Origin of the sequence: Nonomuraea glycinis (assembly GCF_035920485.1) — a bacterium.
In the GTDB taxonomy this organism is placed as follows: domain Bacteria; phylum Actinomycetota; class Actinomycetes; order Streptosporangiales; family Streptosporangiaceae; genus Nonomuraea; species Nonomuraea glycinis.
Genome location: NZ_CP109166.1, coordinates 1,168,115 through 1,182,855 on the forward strand (window position 1 = coordinate 1,168,115; position 14,741 = coordinate 1,182,855).

Genomic DNA, 14,741 nt, shown 5'->3' on the forward strand with positions numbered 1-14,741 from the left:
CACACACGCTAGCGGCTGCGTGCCCGGCTCAGCAGCGGGCCCCCGCCTTCTCGCCGGGTTAGAGTCGTGCTGTGAGCGATCTGAGCGCCGCCATCCAGGAAGGTGCCAAGAAGTCCGGCATCTGCTGGCTCGACCTGGACCGTCCCCGCCTGGCCTGGCACGCCTGGCACGACGGCGCCCTCTACGTGGTGACGGGCGGGCAGGAGCAGGACCTGCCCGGCCTCGGCGCCCTGAGCTCCGTCCGCGTCACGCTGCGCAGCAAGGACAACGGCGCCAGGCTGGTGGACTTCGAGGCCGCCGTCACGGTCGTCGATCAGGCGGCCGAGCCCGACGCCATCGCCGCGCTCGCCAAGGAGCGGCTCAACGCCCGCGACAGCGAGCACCTCACCGAGCGCTGGGCCGAGAGCTCCACGGTGGTGCGCCTCACGCCTCAGCCGGTCCGCACCGGCTCCGCGAGCGCCGCCGTCGCCTCCGGCTGACGCGTGAAGGTGGCGGTCTGGGCGAGCAGCGCGCCCGACAGGACGATGAGGCCGCCGAAGATCTGGAACGGGCCGAGCGCCTCGCCCACCAGCACCCACGCCACCACGGCGCCGGCGATGACCTCCAGCGAGGCCACCGTGGCCCCGACCGCCGCCGACAGTCTGCGCACCGCGTTCACGCCGAGGATGTAGGCGATCATCGTGGCGACGAGCACCATCCACAGGAACGCGCCCAGCACCGGCAGGGTGACGGCGCCGTCGGGGGTGGCGGTCACGGTGAAGACGCGCCACGGGATGTTCCACGGCTGGGCGAACGGCGCGAGCACCACGGCCGCGCCGGTCATCCCCCAGGCGATCAGGCCCAGCGGGTCCACATCCGCCCCGAAGCTATCGCTCATCAGGAAATATCCGGCGCAGCACGCGCCGGCCAGCAGCCCCAGGAGCAGGCCCAGCGCGTCCAGCCGCAGCCCCGACCAGGCCTCGACCACGATGGCCAGCCCGACCACCGCGGTCACCGCGCCCACATAGGCGGCCCGGGCGAGCCGTATCTTCCGTACGAACCGCACCCAGACCACCACCATCACCGGTGCCATGAACTCCAGCAGCAGCGCGACGCCCACCGGCAGCCGGGTGATCGCCGCGAAGTAGAGTGACTGCACCCCGGCCACGGCGATGATCGCGTACATCGCGAAGAACGGCAGCCGGGAGCGCGGGATCCGCAACGCCGACGGCTTCAGCACCGCCAGCACGGCGATCATCAGCACCCCCGCGCCCGCCATCCGCACCCAGACGGCCTCCAGCGGCACCATTCCGGCGGCGATGAGATATTTCGCCATGGGGCCGGAGAAGGCGAAACAGATCGAGGACACGAACGCGATCGCGAGCCCCGTATACCGCATGACACACCGCCAGAGAGTAATTAGCGTATCGAACGTTTGATACTGACACGCTCGGGGTCCCAGGCGCAATGCCATGGCACTGTTAGCCTGGTTGACGTGCAGATCTTCGTGGCCCGCCTGGCAGGCACGCCGGTCTTCGACCCCGCCGGCGACAAGATCGGCCGCATCCGGGACGTCGTGACCGGACTGCGCGGCAACCGGCCGCCGAGCGTCCACGGCATGGTGGTCGAGGTGCAACCACGCCGCAGGGTGTTCCTGCCCATCACCCGCGTGCGCGGCATCGAGGCCGGCGCGGTGGTCTTCACCGGACGGATCAACGTCCGCAGGTTCGAGCAGCGCGCCACCGAGACGCTGGTGATCGGCGAGATGCTGGACCTGACCGTCAGCGTATACGGCCGGCCGGTGACCGTCTTCGACGTGGCGATGGCCGAGACCAGCCCGTCCACCTGGGAGATCACCAAGGTCGCCGTCTACCGCGACAAGCGCAGGCGCGATCCCGCGATCGTCGAGTGGAGCGAGGTGTCGGGGTTCGACATCCTGCAGGAGGACCAGGGAGCCGCCGGGCTGATCGCCTCCTTCGACTCCATGCGCGCCGCCGACATCGCCGGCGCCCTGCACGACCTGCCAGGCAAGCGACGCATCGAGATCGCCCGCGCCCTCGACGACGAACGACTCGCCGAGATCCTCGAAGAGCTGCCGCCCGGCGACCAGATCACCATCCTCGGCATGCTGGAGCCGGAACGGGCCGCCGACGTGCTGGAGGAGATGGGCCCCGACGACGCCGCCGACGTGCTGCACGACCTGTCCGAGGAGAAGGCGGCCGAACTGCTCGCGCTCATGGAGCCGCGGGAGGCCGCCCCGGTGCGGCGGCTGCTCACCTACCCCTCCGACACCGCGGGCGGCATGATGACCACCGAGCCGGTGATCCTCCCGCCGAGCAGCACGGTGGCCGAGGCGCTCGCGCACATCCGCCAGCAGGACCTGCTGCCCGCCGTCGCCGCCCAGGTGTTCGTCACCAGGCCGCCCAACGAGACGCCCACGGGCGCCTACCTCGGCGTGACGCACTTCCAGCGGCTGCTGCGCGACCCGCCGTCCACGCTGCTGGGCGGCGTCCTCGACCCGTCGATCGACCCGATCAGGCCGGAGTTCACGCTCCGGGAGGTCGCCTTCTACCTGGCGAGCTACAACCTGGTCGCGGCGCCCGTCGTGGACGAGCTCAACAGGTTCGTCGGCGCCGTGACAGTCGACGACGTCCTGGACCACCTTCTCCCCGAGGACTGGCGAGAGAGGTCCCCTTCATGACGACAGACCGCCTGGACCAGCCACGGGACCTGCGCCGCGCACGGCGGCCGCACTACGATCCGGAGGCGTTCGGCCGGCTGTCGGAGCGGATCGCCCGGTTCCTCGGCACAGCCCGCTTCCTCGTCTACATGACCGTCTTCGTGGCGGTCTGGATCAGCTGGAACGCCACGGCCCCGGCCGATCTCCAGTTCGACCCGTACCCGTTCATCTTCCTCACGCTCATGCTGTCGCTGCAGGCCTCCTACGCCGCGCCGCTCATCCTGCTCGCGCAGAACCGGCAGGACGACAGGGACCGCGTGCAGTACGAGCACGACCGGCGGGCGGCCGAGCGTAACCGGGCCGACCTGGAGTATCTGACCCGCGAGATCGCCGGGCTCCGATTGGCCCTGAGCGAGGTCACCACCCGCGACTATCTCCGCTCGGAGCTCCAGCGGCTGGGCGAGGAGGTCAGGGAGGGGCGGTGAGCGAAAGGACCAGCGAGTAACCTTAGAGCGTTGCACGGACACTCAGAAGCTCAGCCCACCCAGGTGGATTACCGAGGCCGCTACCGAGGTTCATACCATTGAGGGGCATCCTCAACTGGCGTCCAGCGCTTATCCTACATATACCGGCAAAGGAGGGACGGCACCCCTCAGTCATGGGCGTGCCGAGACTTCGATGGCACCAACCCAGGAACAGGTGACGGCCGCCCTCGCCACCGTCATCGACCCCGAGATCCGTCGCCCGATCACCGATCTCGGCATGGTCAAAGGCATCGACATCGCCGCGGACGGCAAGGTCGGCGTCGGCATCTACCTCACGGTGTCCGGATGTCCGATGAAGGACACCATCCGCCGCGACGTCAACGCCGCGGTGGCCAAGCTCGACGGCGTCAGCGCCGTCGAGATCGAGCTCGACGTCATGAGCACCGAGCAGCGCAAGAAACTGCAGACCACGCTGCGCGGCGACCGGGGGCCGGAGAAGGAGATCCCCTTCAACCAGCCGGGCTCGCTGACCCGCGTCTTCGCGGTGGCCAGCGGCAAGGGCGGCGTCGGCAAGTCCTCCGTCACCGTCAACCTGGCCGCCTCCATGGCCGCGAGCGGGCTCAAGGTCGGCATCGTCGACGCCGACATCTACGGCCACAGCATCCCGCGCATGCTCGGCGCCGCCGAACGGCCCACCAAGGTCGAAGACATGATCATGCCGCCGGTGGCGCATGACATCAAGGTCATCTCGGTCGGCATGTTCAAGCCCCCGGGCAACAGCGCCGTGGTCTGGCGCGGTCCGATGCTCGACCGGGCCCTGCACCAGTTCCTCGCCGACGTCTACTGGGGCGATCTCGACGTCCTGCTGCTCGACCTGCCGCCCGGCACCGGCGACATCGCCATCTCGGTGGCCCAGCGGCTGCCGTCGGCCGAGATCCTGGTCGTCACCACCCCGCAGATGGCCGCCGCCGAGGTGGCCGAGCGGGCCGGCTCCATCGCCGCGCAGACCCACCAGCAGATCGCCGGCGTCATCGAGAACATGGCCTGGCTGCCCTGCCCCCACTGCGACGACCGCATCAACGTCTTCGGCGAGGGCGGTGGCCAGACGGTCGCCGACGCGCTCACCCGCACCCTCGGCACCCGCGTCCCCCTCCTCGGCCAGGTCCCCATCGACCTGCGCCTGCGCGAGGGCGGCGACGAAGGCAAGCCCCTGGTCCTGACCGACCCCGACTCACCCGCCGCCGCGGAGCTGCGGCAGATCGCCGACCGGCTGAGCAAGCGCTCCTCCAGCCTCAAGGGCCTCCAACTGGGCCTCGCACCCAACCGCGCCTGACCTCCTGCCCTTCGCAACGTGAGAAGGCCCTCCTGGACCGTCGTCCAGGAGGGCCTTCTCACGTTCGGGAGTCAGGTGGCTTCGGCGTCGTACGGGGGGATCTCACCGAAGCCGAGCTCGCCGCCGGGGGCGCCCGCATAGGCGGGCGAGGTGTCCGGCTCGGGCTTGTCGTTCCACTCTCCCTCGACGTCGTCCAGGAGATGCTTGCGTACGAAGTTGCGCGGGTTGAGGTCGGCCGGGTCGAAGTTGGAGAACTCCGGCCCCAGGCCCGCGCGCAGGTCGTCGCGCGCCGTGTTGGCCATCCGGCGCAGGTTGCGCAGCGTCCTGCCGGCCTGGGAAGCCACTTCCGGCAGCTTACTCGGACCGAAGACCAGCAACGCGATGATGATCAGCGCGCCGATTTCCATCCAGCCAAGTCCGAACACCTGAGCTCCTAGCAGTCCACCGCCCCGAGGAATCGGCCTCGGCCTATCCCCAGGGTAAGGGCTGTCCGGGGTGAGCCGACCTCCCCAAGCGGTACCAATTGCCCCCAAGCGGTCATCAGGAGGGAGTGGGAGCGGGCTCCTCGTCGGCGCTCACGGTCAGGGTCGCCGTGTGCTCCTCGTTGTCGCGCTCATACTTGATGGTGAGTTTGGCGCCGGGCGCCTTGCTGCGGATCAGCGCGATCAGTTCGTTGCCGTCCTGGAGGCGTACGTTGTCGACCTCCACGATCACGTCGCCGGCCTTGAGGCCCGCCTGGTGCGCGGGGCCGCCCTTGTCCACCGCCGGGCGGCCGCCCAGGTTGCCGGTGGCGATGCGGACGCCTTCGCCGCGGTATTCCCTGTCCAGCACGATGCCGATCTTGGGCCGCTTGGCCTTGCCCGTGGTGACCAGCTCCTGCGCCACGCGGCGGGCCTGGTTGACCGGGATGGCGAAGCCGAGGCCGATGCTGCCGCTCTGGCTGGTCAGCGAGCGGCTCAGGGTAGCGATGGCGGAGTTGACGCCGATGACCTCGCCGTTGCCGTTGACCAGCGGGCCGCCCGAGTTGCCGGGGTTGATGGCCGCGTCGGTCTGGATGGCGCTGATGTAGGCGGGCTCCTCGCCGCTGGCGCCGGTCTCGTCCCCCGCGATGACCGGGCGGTTGAGCGAGCTGACGATGCCGGTGGTGACCGTGCCCGTCAGACCCAGCGGTGAGCCGATCGCGATCACCGGGTCGCCCACGACGACCTGGTCGGAGTTGCCGAGCCTGGCCTCCGGAGTCCCGAACGTCTCTTCGGGCTTGACCACGGCCAGGTCGGAGCCGGGGTCACGGCCGACGATGCGGGCGGTCGTGGTCTTGCGGTTGTTGAACACGATCTTGATCTCGCCGCCCTTGGCGGCCAGGGCGACCACGTGGTTGTTGGTCACCACGTACCCGTCCTTGATCAGGAAGCCCGAGCCGCTCGCCGCCTCGGTGTTGCCGCCGTTGCCGACTTCGAGCGAGACCACGCTGGGCAGCACCCGGGAGGCCACGCCGGCCACGGAGTCGGGCGCCCGATCGGTGGCGCCGGTCGGCGCCTGGGGCAGGCTGTAGCTGGGGTCGGTGCCAGCGCTCGGCCTGGTGAGCAGGTACGTCCCCGCACTGCCGAGCAGGGAGGCCATGAGCGCGATCACCGTGGCGAGCACGACCAGGAACGCCGTGCTGGGACCGCGTCTGCCCGCGGACGTCGCGCCGGCGGGCGAGCCAGGGGGCGGCGGTCCCCAGGTGGGCCCCATGCCCAGGGCGTTCGGCGGTGGCGGCGGCGCGCCGCCGGCACGCCCCTGATTGCCGAAGAACGGCCACTCCGCGGTGCCGAAGTTCGGCCCCCCTGGATTGCCGAACACAGGACCGTCACCCCGCGGGCTGCCGAAACCCTGAGTCTCGCCGCTCGGATTGCCGAACACAGGACCGTCACCTCGCGAGCCGCCGAAACCCTGGGTCTCGCCGCTCGGATTGCCGTATCCGGGGCCCTCGCCGCTGGGACTGCCGAAGACCGGGCCGTCACCGGCGGCACCGGAGGACGGACCGGACCCGCTGAAGCCGGACCCGTCACCACCGGGCCGCTGAAAGGCCGAATCGTCACCGCTGGGCCGTCGGAAGGCCGAGTCATCCCCGCTGGGCCGCTGGAACGGGGACCGTTCACCGCTGGGCCGGAAAGAGGGGCCTTCACCACCGGGCGACTGGAAAGCAGATCCCTCATCACCGGGCCTGAGATACAGGCCGTCACCACCGGGCGACTGGAAAGCGGATCCCTCGCCGCCGGGCCTGAGATACGGGCCGTGACCACCGGGCGGGTGGAACGCAGGGCCGTCACCGCCGGGCCGTTCGAAGGACGGGCCCTCGCCGAAGGTGGGGGCCTCGTAGGCGCGAGTGTCGGCACGGGGGGCGCCGAACGCATTGTCGTGGGAGGGGGTGCCGCTGCCCGAGGGGTCGCCCCACGGGTTACCGGAGGGCCCGCCGGACGGCTCCGGCTGCCCACCCACCGGCAGGAACTCCGGGCGTCCCTGTGGCCCGGAGCTGTCCGACGGCGTGCGTCCTTCGGTGGGGCGCGTCTCGTCGGTCATCTAGTTCTCACCACTCCTTGCTCGGACACCGCAATCATGGTGCGATCGGCATACGAGAGTCGTTAGCAGTTGTCAGCAAATGCCCTGACAAATCCCGATCCCAGATCGTATGCCCCCCACGCCACGGACTACGCCATCACGAGTATCCCAGCAGGGCCGGGCTTTCAGGGCGTGGCAGTGGACGGCGGCGCCGCCGGCGTCACCGAGGGCGGCTGCTGCACCCTCTTGACCAGCTCGACCGCCGGGGGCGTGCCCTGCTGCGCCGCACCGGACACGGCGAAGAACGTGCCGAGCGCGACGGCCGCGGACACCACGCTGACCGCCACATAAGTGGTGCGGCGCCTCCTACCGCCCCGGCCCGGACCCGAAGATGCGCCACCATGGGCGCCCCTTCCCGGGCGGTTGTCCAAAGGGGCGATGCTGTGCGGCCCAGGGATCGGCACGCCGCCGAACGTCCGGGTAGGGAAAGGCCGCTCCCGGGGCGGCAGCGGCCCACCGGGCTCGGACATCCGCAGGAGCGACATCGTGAGATCGGCCGGCATCGGCGGGTGATCGAGCGAGCGCAGGCGCGACTTCAGCGCCCGCGTCGAGTCCACCTCCCGCCTGCAGTCGGCGCAGAACGTCAGATGGGCAAGAGCACGCTCGCGCTCGGCGTGACTGAGCTCGCCGTCTACCAGCGCGGAAACACGTTCACCAAGATGAGCCATATCAGACTTCCTCCCCACGGGTGAAGGTCGGGGGGAGTTGAGAATTACGGGGAGCCCGATGCTCGAGCGCCTCGCGCAACTGCGCCCGGCCACGATGAATGCGGCTCCGGACCGTCCCCAGCTTGACGCTGAGCGTGGCCGCGATCTCCTCGTACGACAGGCCTTCGATGTCGCACAGCACGATCGCCGCCCGGAACTCGGGGGTGAGCGCGTCGAGCGCGGCCTGAATGTCCGGCTCGAGGTGTGCGTCGTCGAATGCCTGCGCCGGTGACGGCTCACGACCGCGAAGCCGCTCGGCGGCGTCGTCGGCGAGCCCCTCGAACCTGATGCGCTGCTTGCGCCGCGCCATGTCGAGGAACAGGTTGGTCGTGATCCGGTGCAGCCAGCCTTCGAACGTGCCGGGCGTGTAGCTCGACAGCGATCGGAAGACCCGGACGAAGACCTCCTGAGTGAGGTCCTCGGCATCGTGAACATTGCCCGTCAGGCGGTAAGCCAGGCGATAGACGCGTGCGGAATGGTTCCGCACCACCTCGTCCCACGACGGAGGGGTCCAGTCGGGTTCGGGCGCGATTGGGCTCATGCCGGACTCGGGCACACTGTGCCCTGCGCCGGACTCGTGCTCATGTGACATCGGAGTATCAGCCTGGTGGTCACTTTCGTCCACCAGCACTCCTCTCTCTGGGACCACCGCTACCGCCATAGTGCCTGGTTTTGTCCCTCCGTGCGCACTGGCTGCCTTCCAGACCGGCAAAGCCCGTTTAAACCTGCAACGCCTCGAGCCCCTCCTGAGTTCCCGTCCCGGCGTGTCTCCCCTAGGCTGCGATCGGTGACCAATCGCACGAAAGTGGGGGGAGGAGGCCGATGACCAGTCCGGTAGAGGCCACTCTGGCCTATGCGGAGCAGTTCCATCATGAGGATGAGATCCTGCACGCGGCGCGGCAGCGCGGGCTGGAAATGGGGGCTCCGCCCATCCTTCCCGGTGGCGGAGCGGCGCTCTGTTTCCTCGCCACCGCGCTCAACGCCAAGTCGGTCGTCGAAATCGGCACCGGCTGCGGCGTCTCGGGCCTGTGGCTGCTGCGCGGCATGCGCGCCGACGGCACGCTGACGAGCGTCGACGTGGAGCCGGAGCACCAGCGGCTGGCCCGTCAGGCGTTCGCGGAGGCCGGTTTCGCGGGTGGGCGGGTGCGGCTGATCGCGGGCCGGGCGCTCGACGTGCTGCCGAGGCTCTCCGACGGCGGCTACGACCTGGTCTTCGCCGACGCCGCCAAGCAGGAGTACGCCGACTACCTGGCGGAGTCCGTACGCCTGCTGCGGGTGGGCGGCATCGTGGCCTTCGACAACGTGCTGTGGCACAACCGGGTGGCCGATCCCACGCAGCGGGATCCCGACACGGTGTCGCTGCGCGAGCTGGGCAAGCTCGTGCAGGCGGACGACCGCCTGCGCTCGCTGCTGATGCCGCTGGGCGACGGCCTGCTCGCCGCCGTCAAGATCGCCGAATAGCAGGCCGTACGCCCGGTTACGGCTTGGTCAGCCACTCCAGGAGCAGCCGTACGCCGAAGCCGGTGGCGCCCTTGGTCAGGACGCCCTCGTCCACCGAGCTGCGCCCCACGCCCGCGATGTCCAGGTGTGCCCAGGGCCGCTTGCCCGCGAACTCGCGCAGGAACAGCGCCGCCGTGATGGAGCCGCCCCCGTAGGTGGAGCCGATCTCGACGTTGGCCAGGTCCGCGACCGAGGACCGCAGCCCGGCGGCGTAGTCCTCGATCAGCGGCATCCGCCACAGCTTGTCGTCGCTCGACCGGCCCGCGGTTACGAGCTGCTCGGCGAGGTCGTCGTCGGTGGCGTAGACCGCGCCGACGTCGCGCCCGAGGGCCACGGTGATCGCGCCGGTGAGGGTGGCGATGTCGACGACCACGTCGGGGTCGAGCTCGGCGTCGGCGTAGGAGAGCGCGTCGGCCAGCACCAGGCGCCCCTCGGCGTCGGTGTTGAGCACCTCGACCGTGCGGCCGCCGTACTGCTTGATCACGTCGGTGGGACGCTGGGCGGTGCCGGAGGGCATGTTCTCGGCCGCGGCGATGAGGCCGGTGACCCGGACGGGAGCGCCGAGCTCGGCCAGCGCGCCGAGGACGGCGATGACCGCGGCGCCGCCGGCCATGTCGGTCTTCTGGGTCTTCATGTTCGCCGTCGGCTTCAGCGACAGGCCGCCGGAGTCGAAGGTGATGCCCTTGCCCACGAGCACGACGTGCCGGGTGGCGGGCTCGGCGGGGGTGTAGGAGAGCTGGATGAGCCGGGGCGGGTTGACCGAGCCCATGCCGACGGCGACGATGCCGCCGAACCCGTCGGCCTTGAGCTGCTCCTCGTCCCACACCCGCGCGGTGACGCCCTGCTCGGTGGCGCGTTCGGCGAGCCAGGCGGGGGTCTTGACCGACCCGGGCATGTTGGACAGGTCACGGGCGAGCGCGACCGCCTGCGCCACGATCCGGCCGCGTCGTACGCCTTGCTCGTCGGCGCCGACGAAGGTGATCTCCCCCACGGGCTTCTTGCCCGGCGCTCCGATCTTGAAAAAGTAGGTGGCGAGCAGGGCGGCCTCGGCGAACGCGGTGACATCGCCGGCCGGCACCACCACGGCCAGCCGCGCCTTGCCGCGCGCCCGGCGGCTGAGCGCCGCCGCGGCCCTGCGCAGGGCCGCGGGAGAGCCGTCGCCCACGCCGTAGAGCAGCACCCGGCCGACACCGTCCGCCCGCGCCACCGGGACGTCGACGATCTCACCCGCCTCGCCTTTGGCCTCGTAATGAGCCAGCAGGTCGGCGACAGGCACGTGCAGGTCCACCGCGAGCGCGGGATTCAGCTCCGCGGAGTAAGGCACGGCGAGCAGGTCAGCGTCGGCGGGAACGTCGGCGACCACCAACGCGGCGGTCTCAATGGGCACGGTCACTCCTCAACGTCATCGACCCTGGCGCCATGGTCGCCAGGGTCGTGGGGCCGGAAAGTTGTCTCAGGGAACTCTCAGCCGACGACGTTCTTCAACGCCTCGCCGAGCGCCTTCGCTTCGTCGGCGGAAATCTCCACGACGAGCCGTCCGCCACCCTCCAGGGGGACTCGCATGACAATGCCGCGCCCTTCCTTGGTGACCTCGAGCGGACCATCGCCGGTCCGCGGCTTCATCGCCGCCATGCGTGCATCCCTTCCTGCCTTGGGCTCCCGCGGCCCGCGATTGCCGGCCTCCATGGGGGAGGTCGGCGCATTCACGTCTTCTGTGATGTCCTATTCTCCCGCATCGAGAGCCCTCATGGGTAACGATCTCCTCCCAGAATGCGTTGTCCAAGGTGGCGAAGGGGTCCAAACTGGACTTTGTGCATGCACGCGCCGCTCTGTTCGACCTCTATGGGGACCACTTGCGTTCGCGCGGTGGGCAGGCGTCCGTGGCCGCACTCGTCAAGCTCATGAACCCCCTGGAAATCGCCGCTCCGGCAGTGCGTACGGCCGTTTCCCGGATGGTCCGGCAGGGATGGCTACAGTCCGTGAGGCTTCCCCAGGGAGCGGGTTACGGGCTCACCCCGAAGTGCGTCAGACGGCTGGATGAGGCGGCGTTAAGAATTTACCGAGCCGGAACACTGACCTGGCCCGGCCGCTGGCATGTGATCGTCTTCGGTCCGGTCAAGGACCGTCCGCGCCGTGAGCGGATCAGGGCCGAGCTGACCTTCCTCGGTTACGCCGCCCTGTCGGAGACGACCTGGATCGGCCCCCGGTCCGCCAGGGAGCTGGACACCCTGCTCGACGGCGAGCGGGTGCGCGCCGACAGGTTCGACGCGACGCTCGGCGGCGACCCGCGCGAACTGGTCGCGCGGGCGTGGGATCTGACCGCCATCGGCGAGGCGTACGAGAGCTGGCACGCCGAGGCTGTCACGCTGGTCAGCGCCCTGCCGGAGACGGCATCGGCCGACCAGGTGTTCGCGACCAGGAGCAGACTCGTGCACGGATGGCGAAATTTCCTGTTTCGCGACCCTGGTCTGCCGCCCGAGCTACTACCGGCCGGCTGGCCGGGCGAGAAGGCACGGGCCTTCTTCGAGCAGGAGGCCGCCAGGCTGCTGCCCGCAGCCGCCGCGTTCGTCGACAGGGAGCTGCATTGATCCGCTACGAGATGACCGACGCCGTCGCCACCATCACGCTCGACCGCCCCGAGGCGATGAACTCGCTGACGGCCGAGGTCAAGGTCGCACTGCTGGCGGCGCTGCGGCGGGCGGCGAGCGACCAGCAGGTGCGCGCCGTCCTGCTCACCGGCTCGGGCCGGGCCTTCTGCGCGGGCCAGGACCTGCACGAGCACGCGGCCAACCTGGAGGCGGGCCGCGGCCTGGCCGACACCGTGCGCGCGCACTACAACCCGATCGTCGAGCTGCTCACCACCATGGACAAGCCCGTGGTGGCCGCGATCAACGGGGTCGCCGCCGGCGCCGGCGCCTCACTCGCCTTCGCCTGTGACCTGCGGGTCGCCTCGGAGAAGGCCAAGTTCGCGCTGGCCTTCGCGGGCATCGGGCTGGCCCCGGACTCCGGCGCCTCCTGGACATTGCAGCGCCTGGTCGGCCTGGGCCGCGCGAGCGAGCTGATGCTGCTCGGCGAGCCCGTCGACGCGGCCCGCGCGCTGGAGCTCGGCCTGGTCACCCGGGTGGTGCCCGCCGACGAGGTGCTCAAGACCGCCGCCGAGCTCGCCCGGCGGCTCGCCGACGGGCCGACGCGGGCCTTTGCCGCCACCAAGCAGGCACTGGCGTACGCGGCGACGCACGCGTTGCCGGAGGCCCTGGTCCTGGAGGCCGACCTTCAGGACGAGTGCGTCGCCACCAGGGATCACCTGGACGCGACCACGTCCTTCCTCGCCAAGGAGCGCCCCGTCTTCACCGGCCGCTGAGCTGCGGGGCGACGCGGGCCACGCAGCCCTCGATGTGGTCGTTGACCAGGCCGATGGCCTGCATCAGGGCGTAGGCGGTGGTGGGGCCGACGAAGGTGAAGCCGTTCTTCTTCAGGTCCTTGGCCAGCGCCTTGGAGGCCGGGGTGACGGCCGGCACGTCGGCCATCGACCTGGGCGCCGGCAGCGACGGGTCGGCGTAGCGCCAGACCAGGTCCGACAGGCCGGCGGGGAGCTCCAGGGCGGCTCTGGCGTTGACGATCGCCGCGCGCACCTTGGCCCGGTTGCGCACGATGCCGGCGTCGCCGAGCAGCCGCTCGACGTCCTGCTCGGTGTAGGCGGCCACCTTAGGGATGGAGAAGCCGTCGAACGCGGCCCGGAAGTTGTCCCGCTTGCGCAGGATCGTCAGCCACGACAGCCCCGACTGGAACGCCTCCAGCGTCACCCGCTCGAAGACCTTGTCGTCCCCTCGGACCGGCCGGCCCCACTCCTCGTCGTGGTAGGCGGTGTAGAGGGTGTCCGCCGTGGCCGCCCAGGCGCATCGGATGATCTCGGTCATGGGCGCTCGTCCGAGCCCTTGCCGTGCGCCACGCGCGCCGGCTCGCCCTCCCGCTCGATCTCGGGCTCGCTCGCCCGCCCGGCGTCCGTCCCGGCGGTCGTCTCGGCGCCCTGTGCGGTCGTCTCGGTGCCCTGTGCGGTCATCTCTGCGCCCTGTGCAGTCGTCTCGGCGCCCTGTGCGGCTGTCTTTGCGTCGCTGTCCTGGTCCGCGGCGGCCTCCTCGGTAGCCGGCGCCCGGTCTCCCCACCTGACGGGGGCCTGCTCGGGGTCGCCGTCCACCGCCTGCGGCAGGCGGTCACCGGACTCGGGCGGCGAGTCCACCTCCCCCCACGTGGCGGGGGCGTGATCGGTGTCACCGTCAACCGCTCGCGGCAGGCGGTCACCGGACGCGGCCGGCGAGTCCACCTCTCCCCAGGTGGCGGGGGCGTGATCGGCGTTGCCGTCCACCGCCTGCGGCAGGTGCTCGCCGGACTCGGTCGGCGAGTCCCCCTCCTCGGGCAGGTCTCTCGGCGCGGCGGGGGCCTCGGGCTCATGGTCGGTGCGGGGGCCGCCGCCAGGGGCCGCGTAGACCTCCTGGCGGGCGTACAGCCGCCTCGACAGCAGCTCGGAGACGCGCTGCTCCAGAACCGCGATCCTGGTGTCGCGGGCGCTGATCGCGGTGGCCGCTCGGCGCAGGCTCTCGTCGACCGACTGCGTGTGATAGCCGACGACGTTGACCGGCAGTTCGAGCGCCATGAGGTCGACGGCCGTCAGCTGCCCGGCTTCAGGAAGGTTGAGGGGTGGCACGTCCGGCGGGAACTCGGTCAGCTCACCGCCCTTGCCCAGGGAGACCAGCACCACGCAGATCAGGATGGCGAGCGCGGCGATGGCGAGTATGACCAGCACATTGGCATCGTACTCATACCAGCAGGGCACGAGTCCCGCCCTTGCCCCGCCCGGTGCCGGACGGGACTCTTCAGCCCGCGGCCTCCCCCAGCTCCTCGACACTGGGCCGCACCGGCTGGGGACGGGCCTCCAGGTGGGCGAAGGCCTGCTCGACGGTGGTGGTCCAGGAGATGGCGTCGAACACGTTCGCCCGGGTGAACCCCTGGTCGTACATGCCGCTCACCAGGTCTTTGAGCGGCTGGTAGAGGCCCCACGGGTCGAGGATCACCAGAGGGCGGTCGTGGATGCCGAGCACCCTGGCCGTCCAGATCTCGAACAGCTCCTCCAGCGTGCCGATGCCGCCGGGCAGCACGAGGAAGGCGTCGGAACGAGCGTCCATGACGCCTTTGCGCTCGCGCATGTCGGCCGTGACGATCAGCTCGCCGGAGTCCCGGTCGGCCACCTCGACGTCGACGAGCACCTGGGGGATCACCCCGACCGTGTGGCCGCCGCCGGCCCGCGCGGCCCTGGTGACGGCGCCCATGCAGGAGACGGTGGCACCGCCGCTCACCAGGGTGTGGCCACGCCGGGCGAGCTCGGCGCCGACCTCGGCCGCCAGGGCGAGGTATTTGTCGTCGATGTGCTGACTGGAGGAGCAATAGACGCAGATGTTCAC

General features: G+C 70.5%; 17 protein-coding genes. 7 read left to right on the forward strand and 10 right to left on the reverse strand.

Annotated features, from left to right (window positions below):
- Positions 1 to 71: 71 nt before the first annotated feature.
- The gene (locus OHA68_RS05365) at positions 72 to 479 is read left to right on the forward strand and encodes a hypothetical protein (RefSeq protein WP_327106598.1); all 408 of its coding nucleotides are present in this window, start codon (positions 72 to 74) and stop codon (positions 477 to 479) included.
- On the opposite strand, the gene OHA68_RS05370 is transcribed toward OHA68_RS05365, so the two are convergent.
- Positions 431 to 1,378: an EamA family transporter gene (locus OHA68_RS05370; RefSeq protein WP_327106599.1), complete on the reverse strand. Its 948-nt coding sequence runs from the start codon at positions 1,376 to 1,378 to the stop codon at positions 431 to 433. The genes OHA68_RS05365 and OHA68_RS05370 overlap by 49 nt on opposite strands.
- A gap of 96 nt (positions 1,379 to 1,474) precedes the next feature.
- Here OHA68_RS05370 and OHA68_RS05375 point away from each other — a divergent pair, with 96 nt between their 5' ends.
- The 3 genes from OHA68_RS05375 to OHA68_RS05385 all read left to right on the forward strand — a co-directional run bounded on the left by OHA68_RS05375 (position 1,475) and on the right by OHA68_RS05385 (position 4,477).
- Positions 1,475 to 2,680, forward strand: coding sequence for a magnesium transporter MgtE N-terminal domain-containing protein (locus tag OHA68_RS05375; RefSeq protein WP_407674421.1), 1,206 nt, complete (start codon positions 1,475 to 1,477; stop codon positions 2,678 to 2,680).
- A complete protein-coding gene (locus tag OHA68_RS05380; RefSeq protein ID WP_189141812.1) occupies positions 2,677 to 3,144 on the forward strand; it encodes a DUF1003 domain-containing protein in 468 nt (155 codons plus the stop codon). The genes OHA68_RS05375 and OHA68_RS05380 overlap by 4 nt, the downstream gene beginning before the upstream one ends.
- A 193-nt stretch (positions 3,145 to 3,337) precedes the next feature.
- Positions 3,338 to 4,477, forward strand: a complete 1,140-nt coding sequence (locus tag OHA68_RS05385) for an Mrp/NBP35 family ATP-binding protein (RefSeq protein ID WP_327106600.1) — start codon at positions 3,338 to 3,340, stop codon at positions 4,475 to 4,477.
- A gap of 71 nt (positions 4,478 to 4,548) precedes the next feature.
- On the opposite strand, the gene OHA68_RS05390 is transcribed toward OHA68_RS05385, so the two are convergent.
- The 4 genes from OHA68_RS05390 to sigE form a co-directional block, all read right to left on the reverse strand.
- Positions 4,549 to 4,902: a sec-independent translocase gene (locus OHA68_RS05390; RefSeq protein ID WP_189141814.1), complete on the reverse strand. Its 354-nt coding sequence runs from the start codon at positions 4,900 to 4,902 to the stop codon at positions 4,549 to 4,551.
- Positions 4,903 to 5,017: 115 nt separating this feature from the next.
- Positions 5,018 to 7,039, reverse strand: coding sequence for a S1C family serine protease (locus OHA68_RS05395; RefSeq protein ID WP_327106601.1), 2,022 nt, complete (start codon positions 7,037 to 7,039; stop codon positions 5,018 to 5,020).
- Between the two features lie 164 nt (positions 7,040 to 7,203).
- Positions 7,204 to 7,746, reverse strand: coding sequence for an anti-sigma factor family protein (locus OHA68_RS05400; protein WP_327106602.1), 543 nt, complete (start codon positions 7,744 to 7,746; stop codon positions 7,204 to 7,206).
- Between the two features lies 1 nt (position 7,747).
- Positions 7,748 to 8,446: an RNA polymerase sigma factor SigE gene (gene sigE / locus OHA68_RS05405; RefSeq protein ID WP_327106603.1), complete on the reverse strand. Its 699-nt coding sequence runs from the start codon at positions 8,444 to 8,446 to the stop codon at positions 7,748 to 7,750.
- Positions 8,447 to 8,607: 161 nt separating this feature from the next.
- Between sigE and OHA68_RS05410 the strand changes: the two genes are divergently transcribed.
- Positions 8,608 to 9,246, forward strand: a complete 639-nt coding sequence (locus OHA68_RS05410; RefSeq protein ID WP_189141817.1) for an O-methyltransferase — start codon at positions 8,608 to 8,610, stop codon at positions 9,244 to 9,246.
- A gap of 16 nt (positions 9,247 to 9,262) precedes the next feature.
- On the opposite strand, the gene OHA68_RS05415 is transcribed toward OHA68_RS05410, so the two are convergent.
- On the reverse strand, positions 9,263 to 10,672 hold the full coding sequence (locus tag OHA68_RS05415; RefSeq protein WP_327106604.1) for a leucyl aminopeptidase: 1,410 nt from the start codon (positions 10,670 to 10,672) through the stop codon (positions 9,263 to 9,265).
- Positions 10,673 to 10,749: 77 nt separating this feature from the next.
- Positions 10,750 to 10,917 (reverse strand): DUF3117 domain-containing protein, encoded by a 168-nt coding sequence (locus OHA68_RS05420; RefSeq protein ID WP_020545024.1) that lies wholly within the window; start codon positions 10,915 to 10,917, stop codon positions 10,750 to 10,752.
- A gap of 179 nt (positions 10,918 to 11,096) precedes the next feature.
- On the opposite strand from OHA68_RS05420, the gene OHA68_RS05425 reads away from it, so the two are divergent.
- Together OHA68_RS05425 and OHA68_RS05430 are read left to right on the forward strand one after the other, a co-directional pair.
- A complete protein-coding gene (locus tag OHA68_RS05425; RefSeq protein WP_327106605.1) occupies positions 11,097 to 11,873 on the forward strand; it encodes a PaaX family transcriptional regulator in 777 nt (258 codons plus the stop codon).
- 11 nt (positions 11,874 to 11,884) lie between these two features.
- Complete coding sequence (locus OHA68_RS05430; protein ID WP_327109465.1) at positions 11,885 to 12,646, forward strand: enoyl-CoA hydratase-related protein; 762 nt, start codon at positions 11,885 to 11,887, stop codon at positions 12,644 to 12,646.
- Here the strand turns inward: OHA68_RS05430 and OHA68_RS05435 are convergent.
- The 3 genes from OHA68_RS05435 to OHA68_RS05445 form a co-directional block, all read right to left on the reverse strand.
- Positions 12,633 to 13,202 (reverse strand): DNA-3-methyladenine glycosylase I, encoded by a 570-nt coding sequence (locus OHA68_RS05435; protein WP_327106606.1) that lies wholly within the window; start codon positions 13,200 to 13,202, stop codon positions 12,633 to 12,635. The two genes, OHA68_RS05430 and OHA68_RS05435, sit on opposite strands and share 14 nt — an antisense overlap.
- Positions 13,199 to 14,086, reverse strand: a complete 888-nt coding sequence (locus tag OHA68_RS05440) for a hypothetical protein (protein WP_327106607.1) — start codon at positions 14,084 to 14,086, stop codon at positions 13,199 to 13,201. Before OHA68_RS05440 ends, OHA68_RS05435 begins: the two co-directional genes overlap by 4 nt.
- A 70-nt stretch (positions 14,087 to 14,156) precedes the next feature.
- Positions 14,157 to 14,741: an LOG family protein gene (locus tag OHA68_RS05445; RefSeq protein ID WP_189141821.1), complete on the reverse strand. Its 585-nt coding sequence runs from the start codon at positions 14,739 to 14,741 to the stop codon at positions 14,157 to 14,159.